This is a genomic window from Oscillospiraceae bacterium (genome assembly GCA_015065085.1).
Classification (GTDB): domain Bacteria; phylum Bacillota; class Clostridia; order Oscillospirales; family SIG627; genus SIG627.
The window spans coordinates 1-15,260 of the sequence record SVQW01000021.1 but is presented as its reverse complement, the minus strand read 5'-3'; the positions used below and the strand labels follow the sequence as shown (position 1 = coordinate 15,260).

Genomic DNA, 15,260 nt, shown 5'->3' with positions numbered 1-15,260 from the left:
GACACTTCAATTTAATAAAACAGGACATTGAAAAAGCACTATCCGTAAAAGATAGTGCTTATTTCGTACTATATCGTGTGCTTTTAAATAAATTTTTTGGTAAATAATTTGGTAAATCTACATTGCCATTGTTACAAAAACACAAGATGTTGTTATAAATAACCCTCTCAAAACTATATATGGTGGATTATTTGTCAAGCGGTTTCATTGTGGGGAAGAGGAGAACATCGCGGATGGAATAGCTGTCGGTGAGAAGCATTACAAGTCTGTCTACGCCGAAGCCCAGACCGCCGGTGGGAGGCATACCGTATTCCAGTGCGTTGATAAAATCCTCGTCAACCTCTGCGTTTGCACCGGTGGCGCGCTTTGCAGCAACCTGCTTTTCAAATCTCTGACGCTGGTCGATGGGGTCATTGAGCTCGGAGAAAGCATTACCCATTTCACGCGCATAGATAAAGAATTCAAATCTCTCGGTGAAAGCGGGATTGGATTTCTTGCGTTTTGCAAGAGGCGAGTTTTCAACGGGATAATCGTAAATGAAGGTGGGCTGAATCAGCTTTTCTTCAACAAATTCATCGAAGAATGCTATAAGCACATCACCCTTGGTTGCGTTGTCTTCAACTTCAACATGACGCTTCTTGGCAACCTCGCGTGCTGCCTCGTCGCTTTCCCAGCTGTCGTAGTCTTCACCTGCATATTTCTTGACGGATTCAGCCATAGTAAGACGTTCCCAGGGAGAAGCCATGTTGATTTCGGTGCCCTGATAGGTGATAACATCACTGCCGCATATTTTCTTGGTGATGGTGGTGTACATCTCTTCAACAAGATCCATAAGGTCGTGATAGTCGATGTAAGCCTGATACAGCTCAATGGATGTAAATTCGGGGTTGTGCTTTATGTCCATGCCCTCGTTTCTGAAAATACGTCCAACCTCATATACCTTCTCAAAGCCACCTACGATAAGACGCTTTAAGTAAAGCTCGGTTTCGATTCTCAGATACATGTCAATATCAAGAGTGTTGTGGTGGGTCACAAAAGGACGTGCCGCTGCGCCAATCTCCAGAGTGTGGAGAACCGGGGTATCAACCTCAAGGAATCCCTTTGAATCCAGGAAAGCGCGTAACTCGCGGAGAATCTCACTTCTCTTTACAAATGTATCACGAACCTCGGGATTTACGATAAGGTCAACATATCTCTGACGGTATCTCAGATCCTGATCCTTAAGACCGTGGAACTTTTCGGGCAGTGGACGCAGGGATTTGGAAAGAAGCTTTACGGTTTCTGTATGGATGGAAATTTCGCCGCGTCTTGATTTGAATACTTTACCTACAAGACCGACGATATCGCCGATGTCCCATTTCTTGTAAGCTGAAAACAGCTCTTCGCCAACATCGTCAAGTTTTATATATACCTGAATTCTGCCGGTGGAATCGGCAATGTCAAAGAAGTTCGCCTTACCCATGTCGCGGCGGGACATAATACGTCCTGCCATGGATACTGTTTGACCTTCCATTGCTTCAAAATTTGCTTTTATGTCCGCGGCGTAAGCATTGACCTCATATTTAACTTCCATGTAGGGGTCATTTCCTGCCGCCTGTAAATCGAATAATTTATTTCTGCGTACCTCCAGTACGCTTCCTACGCTTTCTTCGCCCTCGGTAGCGGGGACATTGTTCATTCCTTCTGCCATTTTCTTCTCCTGTCACTTACTGAATTTCCAAAACTTCTATTTTGATAACTCCGCCGGGAGTTTCAACATCTACAATGTCGCCAGCTTTTTTGCCCAGCAATGCGTGACCGATGGGGGATTCATCGGAAATCTGTCCCTCGTCAAGATTGGCTTCTGCGGAGCCAACGATGGTGTATGTCATTTCTTCCTCAAATTCGCAGTCGTAAATCTTTACGGTGCTTCCCATGGAAATAACGGAAGTGGAGGTTTTTTCAATTATTTTAACATTTTTGAGCATGACCTCCAGCTCGGCAATCTTGTGCTCGACCTCTGCCTGCTCGTTCTTTGCTTCGTCATATTCGCTGTTTTCGGATAAGTCACCAAAAGCCTTTGCCACCTTGATGGCGTTTATTACTTCCTGGCGTCTTGTGAGACGGAGGTAGTCATATTCGGCCTTTAATTTGTCATATCCCTCCTGGGTTAATAAAACGTGCTCGTCTTTCATTGTATATCAATCCTTTCAATTATTATCGCTTAAAAGTTCAATGGCTTTTTTTAACTGAGTATCTGTCAGTGTGTCAATCAGATTGAGGTCGTTGTAAATATCTTGCTTGATTTCAATATCGGGTTTTACACCAACACCTTCTATGCTGTCGCTCTTGGGCGGAGAATACATAGCTGTGGAAAGTGTTATACCGCTTCGGTCGGGCAGTGTGATAGTGGTTTGTATTGAACCTTTTCCAAAAGTGGTTTCGCCGACCAGTGTTGTCATACCGTAATCCTTAAGCGCGGCGGCAAAAAGCTCTGCGGCACTTGCGGTAGCTATATTTATAAGAGTTACAGAAGGATAATCGACGCATCTTGCATCGCTTTGGAGTGATGTTTCCGTTCCGTCTGCCGAATACATGCGTATAATGGGTCCCTCAGGAAGCAGATAGTCAAGAACAGCTCTCACACTGTCTAATTCGCCGCCGGGGTTTGAACGTATGTCATAAATAAACCTTTGCGCTCCCGAAGCTATCAGATTATCCATGGCGGAAATGAACTGAGAAGCCGTGCTTTCGGAAAATTCACTTATTGAAACATATGCGATTTTTTCATCTATCATACGCGAAAATACGGACTGTATCTCGATTTGAGCACGAGTTACCTTAACGTCCTTCCGGACTTTGCGCCCTGTTCCGGAAAGAACTGTCAGCGTACATACCGAACCAATCTCGCCCGAAACCATTTCGACCGCACTGTGATAGCCCACATCGCTTACACTATTCCCGTCAACGGCGATTATAAGGTCTCCCGCGGTAATGCCGCTTGTCGCGGCAGGTGAGCCGGATACGACACTGTAAACAGCAATGGCATCATTTTCAATGTCGTAGCTTGCGGTGATTCCGATTCCGACCTTCTTGTCCGACGAAAGCGAAAGATACGCGGCATATTCGTTCGGGGTCATATAATAGGAATACTTATCACCGAGTCCTTTAAAATAGCCGGTGATAAGTTGATTTTCAAGCGCCTCTTCGTCAATGGGCTTTACAAAGTTGCGTCGTACGGTCTGATCGATGGTGGAAAGCTTCTGGTAATTTATCTGGTTGGAAGTTATTTCGGCAAGCTTTTCGGAATACTGCTTGTCAACCGAAATGACTGTTATCTGAAAGGTTATCAGCACCCCGAGAAGCATTATTGCCAGTGCTGCCCCCAATGATATTTTTCTGTTCATTTCAATATCAGATTTCGTAAACTCTTGGATCGTCTATGCGTACTCGTTTACCTTCGCGGTAAGACAGATAGCACGCCAGTACCATGCGAAGAGAATCTCTTCCTTGACGTGCGGTGCAAATCGGCTCGCGCTTGCCGTGGAGAAATTCGGCGAAATGTATCGCCTGGTCGCCTATACGCATTCCGTGTGCTTCGGGAGTGGGAATGTCGCTTTCGGTCCAGTTTGCATCGCCGTTTATGAACCACTTCAATCCCGCTGTACCTTCCTTGCGGGGACGCGATGTCTGACACGAGGTGGCGTCACCGAAGTACTGCTGAACAGCACCCTTGGAGCCGTAAACCTCTGTGGTTATTTCGGAAGCAGTGCAGGCGAAGCAGAGGGATATTTCTGCAATCATACCGTTGGGATACTTAAATACAGCCACAGCCGTATCGTTGCGTATACCATTGGAATTCATGGTGGTCATTTCAGCCATTACGGTTTCTGGAAGACCGAAAATCCAGTTGGTAAGGTCAATGGGGTGGGAGGAATCGTCGGCAAAAATATCGCGGTTGTACTGCGCAGAAACATGCCAGGTGTTTTCAAATCCGGGCCAGAGGTGGGTGCCCAGACCGTGACGTCTGCGGAACATGTATGTTTCACCGATGGTCTTTTCTTTAATGAGTTCTTTTATTTTCTGATTCTGAGGGTCAACACGCATCTGATAACCCATTGTAAAACGGACGCCGTTTTCCTCAACAGCTTCAACGATTGCATCGGCCTGCTTAAGTGTAAGCGCCATGGGCTTGTAAAGAATTATATCTTTTTTTGCCTGTGCCGCCTTGATTACAAGCTCGGCATGAAGACTTGTTTCGGAGGAAATAACAACAGCATCAATATCTTTTCTTGCGAGCAGACTTTCTGCAGTTTCCTCTTTTTCATATTTCAGTGTTGCTCGGACGGATTCAAGGCGTTCCTTGTCGTGATCCCATGCTGCAACGATGTTTACTCCGATGGAGGGGTCGTCTACCCATCTTTTTCCGTAATTTTGAACGTGTCCGTGAGCAAGACCGAGAATACCAACATTAACTGACATAACCGAATGTTGCGTGACAATATGTATTGCCGCCGCTTCCTTTCTTAATAATGCATAAAATGTTTTTGATTATACTTTTCTGTATTTGCCTACGGGTATGATGCTGCACAAGACGGAGGTTACAATACCTATAAACAGGAATGCACCCATGAAAAGCCACTGAACCTGCGAGAAGGGCATTATCTGAATAACACCGTAGCTGCCTATTATATCGGTGAGCATATATTTGTGGATGTACATTTGACAGAAAAACGCGAAGATGGAAGACAGGATACCTATAATAAAGCCTTCAATCATGTAGGGGAAGGTGATAAAGAAACCGGTAGCACCTACACATGACATTATGCTTATTTCCTCGCGTCGTACATAAACCGATGCTTTTATTGTATTTACGATAACAAACATAGAGACCACGAACAGCAGTATCAAAAGCCATGAGAAAATAAATGTTGCGGCACTCTTGAGATTTTCGATATTTTCCGCAATATCAACTCGGTTGTATATATTATACACACCGTCTATCTGCTGTATGCGGTACACCAGATCCTGAACGTTTATTCCCTCGGTGTAAGTAATCTGGTATGAATGCTTCAGAGGATTTTCATCAAGGTAGTTTTCGAAAAGCTCCTTGTAATCTTCACCGTACTTTGATTTTTCATTTTCCAGTGCTTCATCGCGTGAAACAAACTCAAAGGATTCTATGTATCCGTCTGTCTGCAGTGTTGACAGTTTTTCCTTTATGCTGGCAATGGTTATGTCGTCTGCATCATAATCCACAAACGCAACAACTTTGTTGTAGCCGTCAAGAAGTGACATGTTGTCATTAATGATTTCTGTCACTACCCAAAAGCTGCCCATTACCACCAGGCAGGAGGTGAGTACAAGTATGGAAGCCAGTGACATTACGCTGTTTCTGGTGATACCCGTTATGGCAAGCTTAAGAAAATACATCATACTGTACTTTCTTTTTGAAGCTTTCCGGTTCTTATTTGAGTTTTGTGAAGGCTTGTTGTTCATTCAAACATACCTCCCGTCTTATCGCTTATTACACAGCCGTCGCTGATGGTGATAACACGCTTGTTGAAGGCATCTACAATGTCTCTTTCGTGAGTGATAACAACCACTGTCATGTTTTCGAGAGAATTGATTTTCAAAAGCAGCTTTATCATATCAAAACTCATTATAGGGTCGATGTTGCCGGTAGGCTCATCCGCTATTATAACTGACGGACGGTTTACCAGTGCTCTTGCGAGCGCGACACGCTGTTTTTCACCGCCTGAAAGCTGTCTGGGGTAATCGTTTATTTTATCCGAAAGCCCCACAAGACGCAAAAAGTTTTTCACGCGGGTGTTTATAACCTTCTTGGGCTCTCCGATAACACGCATCGCAAAGGCGACGTTTTCACCGACGGTCATGTTGGGCAGAAGTCTGAAATCCTGAAACACCATGCCCATGGTACGTCGGAGAAATGGTATCTTACGCTGAGGTATTCTGGAAAGGTTATAGCCGTTTACATTGAGTGTACCGCTCGAGAGACGCTCTTCACACATAAGAAGCTTTGTAAGAGTGGTTTTTCCCGCACCGGAAGCACCGACTATGAAAACAAATTCGCCCTGCTCTATACGCAGAGAAACATTGTCCAGCGCCTTTGTGCCGTTTTCGTATACCTTTGTGACATTATTGAATTCTATCATATTTCCTTACCTTTAAAATTTGCCGTTTTTGGACGAAAGATACTTTTTGACCATCAAAGCAACCTTAAAGGTTATTGCATTATCAAACTCGCGCAGGTCAAGCCCTGTTATTTTGCGTATTTTCTCAAGGCGGTACACAAGGGTGTTACGGTGTACAAACAGCTTTCTTGAGGTTTCGGAAACATTGAGGTTGTTTTCAAAAAACGCCTGAATGGTTATAAGAGTCTCGCGGTCAAGGTTTTCAATTGTTCCGCGCTTGAATACTTCATGCAGAAACATTTCGCACAGCGTGGTGGGAAGTTGATATATAAGACGTCCTATACCGAGATTGTCGTAGTTTATAATTGTTTTTTCGATATCAAACACTTTTCCGACTTCGATAGATACCTGTGCCTCCTTGTAGGAACGCGCAAGATCCTTTATGTTGCTGACAACAGTGCCGATGCCTATCGTTACGCGAAGATAAAATTCCGCATTGACGGTGTCGGAAATGTTCTTTGCGATCTTGTCCAGCTCCTCGGGCTCAACATCGCTTTTGAATTCTTTTATGAGAGCAACTTCGTTTTCACCCGAGCTTATGACATATTCCTTCGCCTTGTCGGGGAAGAGATTCTGTATAAGGTCAATGGGTACAATATCACCCTTGCCGAAAAACTTGATGAGGAACACCGCACGGGGAACATTGTGGTCCATGTGAAGTTCCTTTGCTTTTATGTAAATATCGCTGGGGAGAATATTGTCGTTGATAATGTTCTTGATAAAGCTTGCTTTATCGTATTTGTCATCATGCATTTCCTTGAGATTGCCCAGAGTTATGCTGAGAACAGAGGAAATACTGTCGGCGATGCTGTCATCACCGTCAACAAAAGCAAGATACTCGGATTTGCCGTGTACACCTATGGGCTTGAATGTGGCGCCCTCGCATACAAATCCGCCGTTGAAGGGATGTTCGTCACGAACACCTTCAAAGGTGTCTCCTATCTTTACAAGCTCGTTGCAGGATATAACAACGCCGTTTTCATCAACAACACCTATGGTGCGGTTGACCGTGTCTTTCATTTGGTGGATTATTCCTTGAAATAATCTGTTGGACATCGAAAGGCTCCTTTCAACTTCACGGCATCACCTTGTGAAGCCGTAGTTTGTGTTATTTGAATAAAACGCAATTATAAATTGTCGGTATGGTACATGATGCAGGATAAAACAACGCTTGACGCTGTCTCGGTGCGGAGTATACGCTTGCCCAGTCCGCACAAAGGTATTGTGCCTCGCGCAATATCGCATTCGGCAGAGGAAAAACCACCTTCGGGTCCGATAAGAAACGAGTAAGAGAAAGCACTTTTTTCGCTCAGCAGCCGCTTTATCGGGATAACATCGTCGCCTTCGTAGCACATAAACGGAAAGTCATCTTTTTTCATGGCTTCCACGGCTTGATTGAAGGTCACGGGAAATTCTACACGGGGGAGTATGCCGCGTCCGCATTGCTTTGCCGCTTCATCGGCAATTTTCTGCCACCTCGTCAGCTTCTTTTGTGCGCTTTGCTCATCCAGCTTGACCACGCACCGCTCACAAACCACCGGTACAATACGGTTCACACCGCATTCCACGGATTTTTGTATGACAGTATCGAATTTGTCACCCTTGACAAGCGCCTGATAAAGAGTAACCTCCACAGTGGGCTCCGCCTGCTCCTTGGTGACATCTGTGACGGCTATAATCACCTCATCGTCACTGATATGCGTTATGCTTCCCTTGAATACACGCCTTCGCATATCAGATACAGTAAGCTCTTCGCCTATTCTTGCACGAAGTACTCTGGAAAGGTGGTAAGCATCGCTTCCCGTTATGGAAATGGTTTCGGGTATAACGTCGGCATCGATGCTCCCGTTGGGAAGAAAAAATTTAGGCATAACACACAAAGGCCGATAAAACCGAGCCATTAATCCTTTTTAGATTTGAATACAAAGACATGCGGATAAAAATTGACAATTTTTATCCGTATATCACAAGATATTATATATCATTTTGTCATATTTGTCAAACGTTTTGTTGAAAGATTATAAAATATTTACAAATTGATAATGTTTTTTTGCAATTAAATCATGAATTTATTATCCGGGTTATTAAGGATATAGAAACCTTTGCGGTTGAGTATGTCACTTCGGTTGTAACGCATTGGGGTGTCGTCGGTTTGCATAAAGATTCCTCCTGCGTTTTCCACAATGTTCTGCATTGCGGCAGTGTCCCATTCGCTGGTAAGACCGAAGCGATAGTAAATATCGGATTTACCGCAAGCAATGTAGCAACCCTTCAATGAGCTTCCCGCCGAGACGGTAGTACCGATTTTATCCTTGTTATCTTCAAGCATTTTTGCGGTTTTCTCATCCGAATGGGAACGGCTTGCCATAACCGTAAGGTTGTCTTTTTTATCCGACACCTTTATCTTATACTGCGCATCGAAAAACTCTATTTGCTCCATATCACTTACATTGCTTTGCAAAAACGAGCCTTTTTGGTCGCATGAATAGTAAACATCGCCGCTTACGGGCACGTAAATTACCCCCATAATGCTCTTGCCCAGATATGAAAGAGCTATGTTAACGGTGAATTCACCGTTACGTTTTATAAACTCCTTTGTGCCGTCCAGCGGATCGACTATAAAACAGAAATCTTCGTTGAGCCGCGAAAGATCGTCGGCTTTTTCTTCCGAAAGAATTGCATACTGAGGAAAGCTTTTTGAAAGAATATCCGTTATAACCGCGTTGGCACGCTTGTCTGCGAGTGTCAGGGGAGAGTTGTCGCTTTTTATCTCCACTCCGAAATCGGCGCTCTCATACACCTGCATTATTTCTTTGCCTGCAAGCATTGCCGCGCGTACACACTCCTTTACAACTTTGCTGTTCAGAAGAGAGTCATACTGAAACTTATTTATGTATGTGAATAACTCAAATGCACATTCTTGGGCGGTAAATGCTGTTGTATCCAGCGTTATCTCGGGATTTTCAGGAACTTCATACGGGGACGAAACACCTGTGAAATCCTTTATTTCTCCTTTGAAAGCACGCTCATACAACCCCTTCGGATCGCGTTGTGCACAATCCTTCACCTCTGCCTTTACATATACCTCGCAGAAGGGTATACCACATTCAGCCGCACGCCTTCTTACGTCGTTACGCATTTCACACAGCGGAGAAACCGCACCCGCAATTACAATAATTCCGCTGTCTGCCAGAAGCAGTGCGGCTTCGCCTATACGGCGTACATTTTCGGCTCTGTCCTCCAGTGAAAACCCCAAATTTGAATTGAGCCCGAATCTGAGGTTGTCGCCGTCAAGAAAAGAGACAAGTCTGCCTTTTTCCGTCAGCTTTTTTTCCACAAGATGACCTATTGTGGATTTGCCCGAGCCACTCAGACCGCTCATCCACAGTATCATGCCTTTTTGCCCGAGAATAGCTTCGCGCTCTTGTCTTTCCACGGGACTTTTGCTCCAAACGATATTTTTTTTCATGCAGTACCTCAACGTTTACATTTTTATCTTGATATAATCTTAGTTTTATAGTATAATAATAAAAGCAATAAAATCGACGGAGTGAATCAATGAGTAAATTTATGATGCTGCTTGCAGCACTTAGCCTGTTTTTTCCTGCGGTTATAAGCGGTGACTATGCCGCTGTTCCTCGGGAAGAAAGCAGAATAGTAACGGTACTCACGTACCATAATTTTTCCGACATTCCGGTGGATAATGACATGACCGTCACGGTAGCGGCATTTGAAAATCAGCTTCGCGGAATGAAGGATATGGGATATACCGCAATAACCATGCGTGAGCTTATAAACTACGCGGAATACGGTAACGATTTGCCGGAAAAACCGCTTCTCATAACACTTGACGACGGTTACGAAAGTAACTATCTCATGGCATATGAGGTGCTCAAAAAACTGGATATGCCCGCTGTGATTTCTGTTGTGGGCTGGTCTGTCGGCAAAACCACGCGCCTGGACGGTACCACCCCAATAACTCCCCATTTTTCGTGGGAAACCGCCAAAAAGATGTACGAAAGCGGTCTTATTGAAATACAGAATCATAGCTACGATATGCACTCCACACCCTTTGACAGCCCGCTGTTTAATCCCGACGGAAGATACGGCGTGCTGAGCGTTATAGGTGAAAGTGAAGCGGATTACCGCCGGAAGCTGAAGGCGGACGTTTATAAAAACAAGTACCTCATCGAAACTAATGTAGGCAATAATAATGTACTGTTTTGTTACCCCTACGGTCTGAAGAACGATATAACCGAGTCGGTTTTAAAAGAACTCGGATTCAAAATCACCATGACGACCAAAAAGGGTGTCAACTACATTCGCCCCGGTAGCAGTCTTTATTCGCTTAATCGCATTACGGTATATGAGAGAACAACTCCCGAATGGATAGATTCCTATGTCAAGGATCAATCTATTATAGCAAGAAAGCAGAATTTAATCAAGCCCGAATGAGAAAATAAAAACGAAAAAATAAGAATATGGATAATTTAAGACAATTTTTGAACGAATCTCCCGACTGTACACTGTGGGAATATCTTCAAAGCAACGATAAACCCATACTGATTTACGGAATGGGGGACGGTGCTGAAAAAATCATAACCGTGCTGGAAAATAAAAATATAGGGTTTAGTGATATTTTTGCCAGTGACGGCTTTGTGCGCGGTCAGCTCTTTCGCGGAAAGAGGGTTAAATCCTTCAGTGAAGTGAAGGCGGAGTACGCAGATTTCATAATTCTTGTGGCATTCGCTTCACGTCAGAGCGAAACTGTGGAAATGCTGTATGCTATGTCCGAAGCATATGAATTATATGCCCCCGATGTAAATGTCAGCGGTGATTACACAGAGGTGTTTGACAGTGATTTTTACAGCCGACACCATAATGAATTGTACAGTGCGATGATGATGCTTGAAGAATGTAGCAGAGAGGTATTCTGTCGTATTCTGGATTTTAAAATGAGCGGTAAACTCAAATATCTGAGAGAAGCTGACAGCCTTATAAAAAATCCCCACAAACTGTATCGTACCGACTTGATACACACTTATGCTGATCTGGGGGCGTACACCGGCGATACGCTGAAAAGCGCCGTTGAGCTTTACACGAAGCTTGAATCGGCGATTCTCATGGAGCCGGACGAAAAGAATTTCAAAAAGCTTTCCGCTTATGCCGATACGCTTGAAATTGAAACCCGCGCTTATAATAATGCCGCCTGGAGCTGTACTGCAGAAATGACGGTACACATGGGATTTGGGATGAATACAACGCTTGGTAATATAGCGCAGGGCTTGCAGAAAAAGAAAGAAAAGCTTATCAGGACCCTGCCGCTTGACAGTATTACTGACAATGCCGACCTTATAAAGTACGATGTGGAAGGAAGCGAGCTTGAAGCACTGGAAGGTTCAAAGAAACTGATAACCGGTAATCGCCCGGTTCTCATAGTGTCGGTTTATCACAATAACAATGACCTTTATAAACTGCCCGGGCTGATAAAAAGCTATTCGCAAAGCTATAAGCTTTACCTTAACCGCAAGCCGTGTATTCCCGCATGGGAACTGGAAATAATAGCTGTGGACGAAAAATACGCAATTCAAGGAGAACAAAATGTATAGTAAAGTTGAACCGTATCTCAAAAGTGTTTTAAAACCCGGAAGATATACTGGCGGAGAAGTGGGACAGGTCATCAAGGACAAGAACAAGGTTGACGTACGCTTTGCCTTCTGTTTCCCCGATACATATGAAATAGGCATGTCAAACCTCGGCATGAAGATACTGTACGGTGTACTTAATAACATGGAAAATGTGTGGTGCGAAAGATGCTTTGCACCCTGGAACGATATGGGCGAGGTGATGAAAAAGCATAACATCCCGCTTTACGCTCTGGAAAGCGGAGATGCTCTGAGCGATTTTGATATAGTTGGCTTCACGGTTCAGTATGAAATGTGTTATACAAACATTCTTTACATGCTGGAGCTGGGCGGAATCCCTCTTTACAGCATCGAAAGAAAAGAAGGTGACCCCATTGTCATAGCCGGCGGACCGTGTACATATAATTCTGAACCTTTTGCGGATTTTATCGATATTATTTCCATCGGAGAGGGGGAGGAAGCGCTTCCTGAACTTGTTAATCTGTATAATGAATGCAAAAAGAACGGCACATCGCGTCATGAGTTTCTCGTGAAGGCGTCACAGCTTGAGGGCTTTTATGTCCCGTCTCTTTATGATATTGAGTATAATCTTGACGGGACCATAAAGAATATTTCTCCTCTCGAGGGAGCACCCGAAAAGGTAAAAAAGAGAATTATAAAGGATTTTGACAATTCCTTTTTCCCCGAAAAACCGGTGCTTCCCTTTATCGAAGCCATACATGACCGCGTTATGCTTGAGGTCTTCCGTGGCTGTACTCATGGATGCCGCTTCTGCCAGGCAGGAATGATATACAGACCTGTGCGTGAACGTTCCCCTGAGGTGCTTGACAGACAGGCGCGTAACTCCATTGCCAATACGGGGTATGATGAAATATCTCTTACCTCTCTGAGTATAAGTGACTATTCCTGTCTCGAAAGACTGACTGACTATCTTCTTGATTGGACGGGTGAACGTAAAATTAATCTTTCACTTCCATCCATGCGTCTCGACAGCTTCACAAAGGAGCTTATGGATAAGGTTATGTCTATACGACGCAGCGGACTTACCTTTGCCCCCGAGGCGGGAACGCAAGCATTGCGCGACCGCATTAACAAAGGTATCACCGAAGAAGACCTTATGCGCTCGGTAAAAATGGCATTTGAATCGGGCAGAGACCAGGTTAAGCTTTACTTCATGTTGGGCCTGCCTACCGAAACCGACGAGGATTTAAAGGGCATCGCACAGCTTGCCGAAAAAGTGGTGGACGAGTTTTACCATAACCCAAAACGTATGAAGGGCAAGCATGTAAAGGTTACGGTGAGCGTTTCCTGCTTTGTGCCCAAACCCTTCACACCCTTTCAGCGGGTGGGTCAGAACAGCTTGGAGGAGCTTCGAAGAAAGCAGGAATACCTCAAAAGCTGTATCACCTCGCGCCGCATAGAGTATTCCTATCACGAGGCAGTGGTGTCACGTGCAGAGGCGCTTCTCGCAAGGGGAGACAGACGCCTTTCCAAGGTGGTGTATAACGCCTATAAAAACGGTCAGATTTTCAGTGCGTGGGATGAATTTTTCTCATATGATGTATGGGAAAAGGCTGTCGCTGACGCGGGGCTTTCTATGTCCTTTTACGCACAGCGCGAATATGGAGAAAATGAAGTACTTCCTTGGAGTATGATAGATATCGGTGTGACGGATGAGTTCTTTAAAAGAGAATATAAAAATGCCCTCGATGGCAAGGTCACACCCGCCTGCAGTGAAAAATGTTCGGCTTGCGGTATGATGGAGCACTGCAAATTTGCGAAATGATTATAAGCTTTTACGGGCGCATGCAGCGCCCGTAAAAAATAAAAAATATTTTTTTTAAAAAACTATTGCTTTTTTGGGAAAAGTGTGATATAATAATCAACGTGCTTGAAAGAGCACTGCAAATAGTGTTTTGATTGGACACATCTCATCACATGGAAAGATGGCTGAGCTGGTCTAAGGCGCACGACTGGAAATCGTGTGAACGCTAATACCGTTCCGAGGGTTCGAATCCCTCTCTTTCCGTAAAAAAACGACAGGATATTTCCTGTCGTTTTTTGTTGCTGTATTTTTGTTTAAAATATGTTTTTAAAACACTCTTTGCAGAAAGCCGAACACAATTTCCCAAAGCTTTATCATAGGAAGAGTAAGAATAAATACGCACCCCCATTGAATACTCCATACCCGATTGGTGTATTCAAGATTTTCTGAATATTTTAGATTCATGAAACCAATAAAACCTATTGCTGACAAGGTCAAAAATCCTAAAACCATACAAAACGGAATAAATCTGGGGTATAGTGATATCACCGACTTTCCGTCCAGAGAAATTGCAAAAGAATATCCCAAAAGGCTAAGCAGACATTTTGCTCCCAAACTGAAAAAGAATATATATGATGACGTAAAAAGCATATAAATAATCGTTTTTGCGAGCTTTTTCATATTTCTTCTCCTTTGTACATAAAATCAAATATGACATTATATTTATAGGTATGAAATCATCGCTCTGTGTAACAAAAAAGCCAAGTCTTACGACTTGGCTTAAGTGGCGCGCCCGAAGGGACTCGAACCCCTGACCTACTGGTTCGTAGCCAGTCACTCTATCCAGCTGAGCTACGAGCGCATATTCGGTACGCTTACCGAACGTTTGATATTATAGCATATTTTTTTTGTTTTGTCAATAGATTTCAAACATTTTTTGATAAATATTTTTTAATATTTTTTCCCAAAACCTATTGACAAACAAAAGTTTTTTTGCTATAATATAAAAGCTGTCAAAACGAGGGCCTTTAGCTCAGTTGGTTAGAGCAACCGGCTCATAACCGGTCGGTCCGGGGTTCGAGTCCCTGAAGGCCCACTTTTCCTTATGACAGCTTTATATTTAGGGGTATGATGTAATGGTAACATGCCGGTCTCCAAAACCGTTCTTGAGGGTTCGAGTCCTTCTACCCCTGCCAATATATTTGGCTCAAACACTGGGTTTGAGCCATTTTTTATTGTCAAAATTCGAGAGCGGCAATCTTCACTTTTTTGAGCATCAATAGCAAATTTTAGTAATTTTAGATTATATTTCTGATGACGGCGCATGGTCTTGAGACTCAAATAATCATGCCCGAAATGAGCATCAATTTCGCATACGGTCGCATCCGTTTGCAAGCGTTCCGTCTGCTACATCATCATTTTAGCATCACTTGATTTCGCCAATTCTATCAATTTCGCCTTTAGATAACAATTCTACCAGAACATTTTTTGATTCTCGCAGAATATTTTTACCAAAAATTAAAATCCCTTTTTCTTTGTTTAAGGCGTGTCTTATTTTGTTACGGGGTTATATGTATATTATGTGATAATATCACAGAAAAGCATAAAAAGTTGTGGTAATATAAAGACACAAAAGAAAAAGGAGGATAACAATAT

13 protein-coding genes, 4 tRNA genes and 1 pseudogene are annotated in these 15,260 nt (G+C 43.7%); 7 read left to right on the top strand and 11 right to left on the bottom strand.

Annotated elements, in window-relative coordinates; genetic code table 11:
* Positions 1–187: 187 nt before the first annotated feature.
* The 10 genes and pseudogenes from lysS to cysC form a co-directional block, all read right to left on the bottom strand.
* Positions 188–1,690, bottom strand: coding sequence for a lysine--tRNA ligase (gene lysS, locus E7588_10350; protein ID MBE6689648.1), 1,503 nt, complete (start codon positions 1,688–1,690; stop codon positions 188–190).
* A 16-nt stretch (positions 1,691–1,706) separates the two neighbouring features.
* Positions 1,707–2,174, bottom strand: a complete 468-nt coding sequence (greA, locus tag E7588_10345) for a transcription elongation factor GreA (GenBank protein ID MBE6689647.1) — start codon at positions 2,172–2,174, stop codon at positions 1,707–1,709.
* Between the two features lie 15 nt (positions 2,175–2,189).
* Positions 2,190–3,386, bottom strand: a complete 1,197-nt coding sequence (locus E7588_10340; GenBank protein MBE6689646.1) for a PDZ domain-containing protein — start codon at positions 3,384–3,386, stop codon at positions 2,190–2,192.
* A 7-nt stretch (positions 3,387–3,393) separates the two neighbouring features.
* Positions 3,394–4,461, bottom strand: a complete 1,068-nt coding sequence (locus E7588_10335) for a Gfo/Idh/MocA family oxidoreductase (protein MBE6689645.1) — start codon at positions 4,459–4,461, stop codon at positions 3,394–3,396.
* A 69-nt stretch (positions 4,462–4,530) separates the two neighbouring features.
* Positions 4,531–5,478, bottom strand: coding sequence for an FtsX-like permease family protein (locus E7588_10330; GenBank protein ID MBE6689644.1), 948 nt, complete (start codon positions 5,476–5,478; stop codon positions 4,531–4,533).
* Positions 5,475–6,155, bottom strand: coding sequence for a cell division ATP-binding protein FtsE (gene ftsE / locus E7588_10325; GenBank protein ID MBE6689643.1), 681 nt, complete (start codon positions 6,153–6,155; stop codon positions 5,475–5,477). The genes E7588_10330 and ftsE overlap by 4 nt, the downstream gene beginning before the upstream one ends.
* Before the next feature lie 12 nt (positions 6,156–6,167).
* Positions 6,168–7,250 (bottom strand): PucR family transcriptional regulator, encoded by a 1,083-nt coding sequence (locus E7588_10320; GenBank protein ID MBE6689642.1) that lies wholly within the window; start codon positions 7,248–7,250, stop codon positions 6,168–6,170.
* Positions 7,251–7,321: 71 nt separating this feature from the next.
* Positions 7,322–8,095 (bottom strand): 16S rRNA (uracil(1498)-N(3))-methyltransferase, encoded by a 774-nt coding sequence (locus E7588_10315; protein MBE6689641.1) that lies wholly within the window; start codon positions 8,093–8,095, stop codon positions 7,322–7,324.
* Positions 8,096–8,250: 155 nt separating this feature from the next.
* A complete protein-coding gene (locus E7588_10310) occupies positions 8,251–9,021 on the bottom strand; it encodes a 3'(2'),5'-bisphosphate nucleotidase CysQ (protein MBE6689640.1) in 771 nt (256 codons plus the stop codon).
* 57 nt (positions 9,022–9,078) lie between these two features.
* Positions 9,079–9,663: pseudogene (gene cysC / locus E7588_10305) on the bottom strand (adenylyl-sulfate kinase).
* A gap of 89 nt (positions 9,664–9,752) precedes the next feature.
* Here cysC and E7588_10300 point away from each other — a divergent pair.
* The 5 genes from E7588_10300 to E7588_10280 all read left to right on the top strand — a co-directional run bounded on the left by E7588_10300 (position 9,753) and on the right by E7588_10280 (position 14,259).
* The gene (locus E7588_10300; protein ID MBE6689639.1) at positions 9,753–10,649 is read left to right on the top strand and encodes a chitin deacetylase; all 897 of its coding nucleotides are present in this window, start codon (positions 9,753–9,755) and stop codon (positions 10,647–10,649) included.
* 26 nt (positions 10,650–10,675) lie between these two features.
* Complete coding sequence (locus E7588_10295) at positions 10,676–11,803, top strand: FkbM family methyltransferase (protein MBE6689638.1); 1,128 nt, start codon at positions 10,676–10,678, stop codon at positions 11,801–11,803.
* Positions 11,796–13,625 (top strand): TIGR03960 family B12-binding radical SAM protein, encoded by a 1,830-nt coding sequence (locus E7588_10290; protein MBE6689637.1) that lies wholly within the window; start codon positions 11,796–11,798, stop codon positions 13,623–13,625. The genes E7588_10295 and E7588_10290 overlap by 8 nt, the downstream gene beginning before the upstream one ends.
* 154 nt (positions 13,626–13,779) lie before the next feature.
* Positions 13,780–13,868, top strand: a tRNA-Ser gene (locus tag E7588_10285).
* 199 nt (positions 13,869–14,067) lie between these two features.
* Positions 14,068–14,259, top strand: coding sequence for a hypothetical protein (locus tag E7588_10280; GenBank protein MBE6689636.1), 192 nt, complete (start codon positions 14,068–14,070; stop codon positions 14,257–14,259).
* Between the two features lie 130 nt (positions 14,260–14,389).
* Here the strand turns inward: E7588_10280 and E7588_10275 are convergent.
* Positions 14,390–14,466, bottom strand: a tRNA-Arg gene (locus E7588_10275).
* Positions 14,467–14,626: 160 nt separating this feature from the next.
* On the opposite strand from E7588_10275, the gene E7588_10270 reads away from it, so the two are divergent.
* Together E7588_10270 and E7588_10265 are read left to right on the top strand one after the other, a co-directional pair.
* A tRNA-Met gene (locus E7588_10270) sits at positions 14,627–14,700 on the top strand.
* A 26-nt stretch (positions 14,701–14,726) separates the two neighbouring features.
* Positions 14,727–14,800 (top strand) — tRNA-Trp (locus tag E7588_10265).
* The last annotated feature ends 460 nt before the right edge of the window (positions 14,801–15,260 follow it).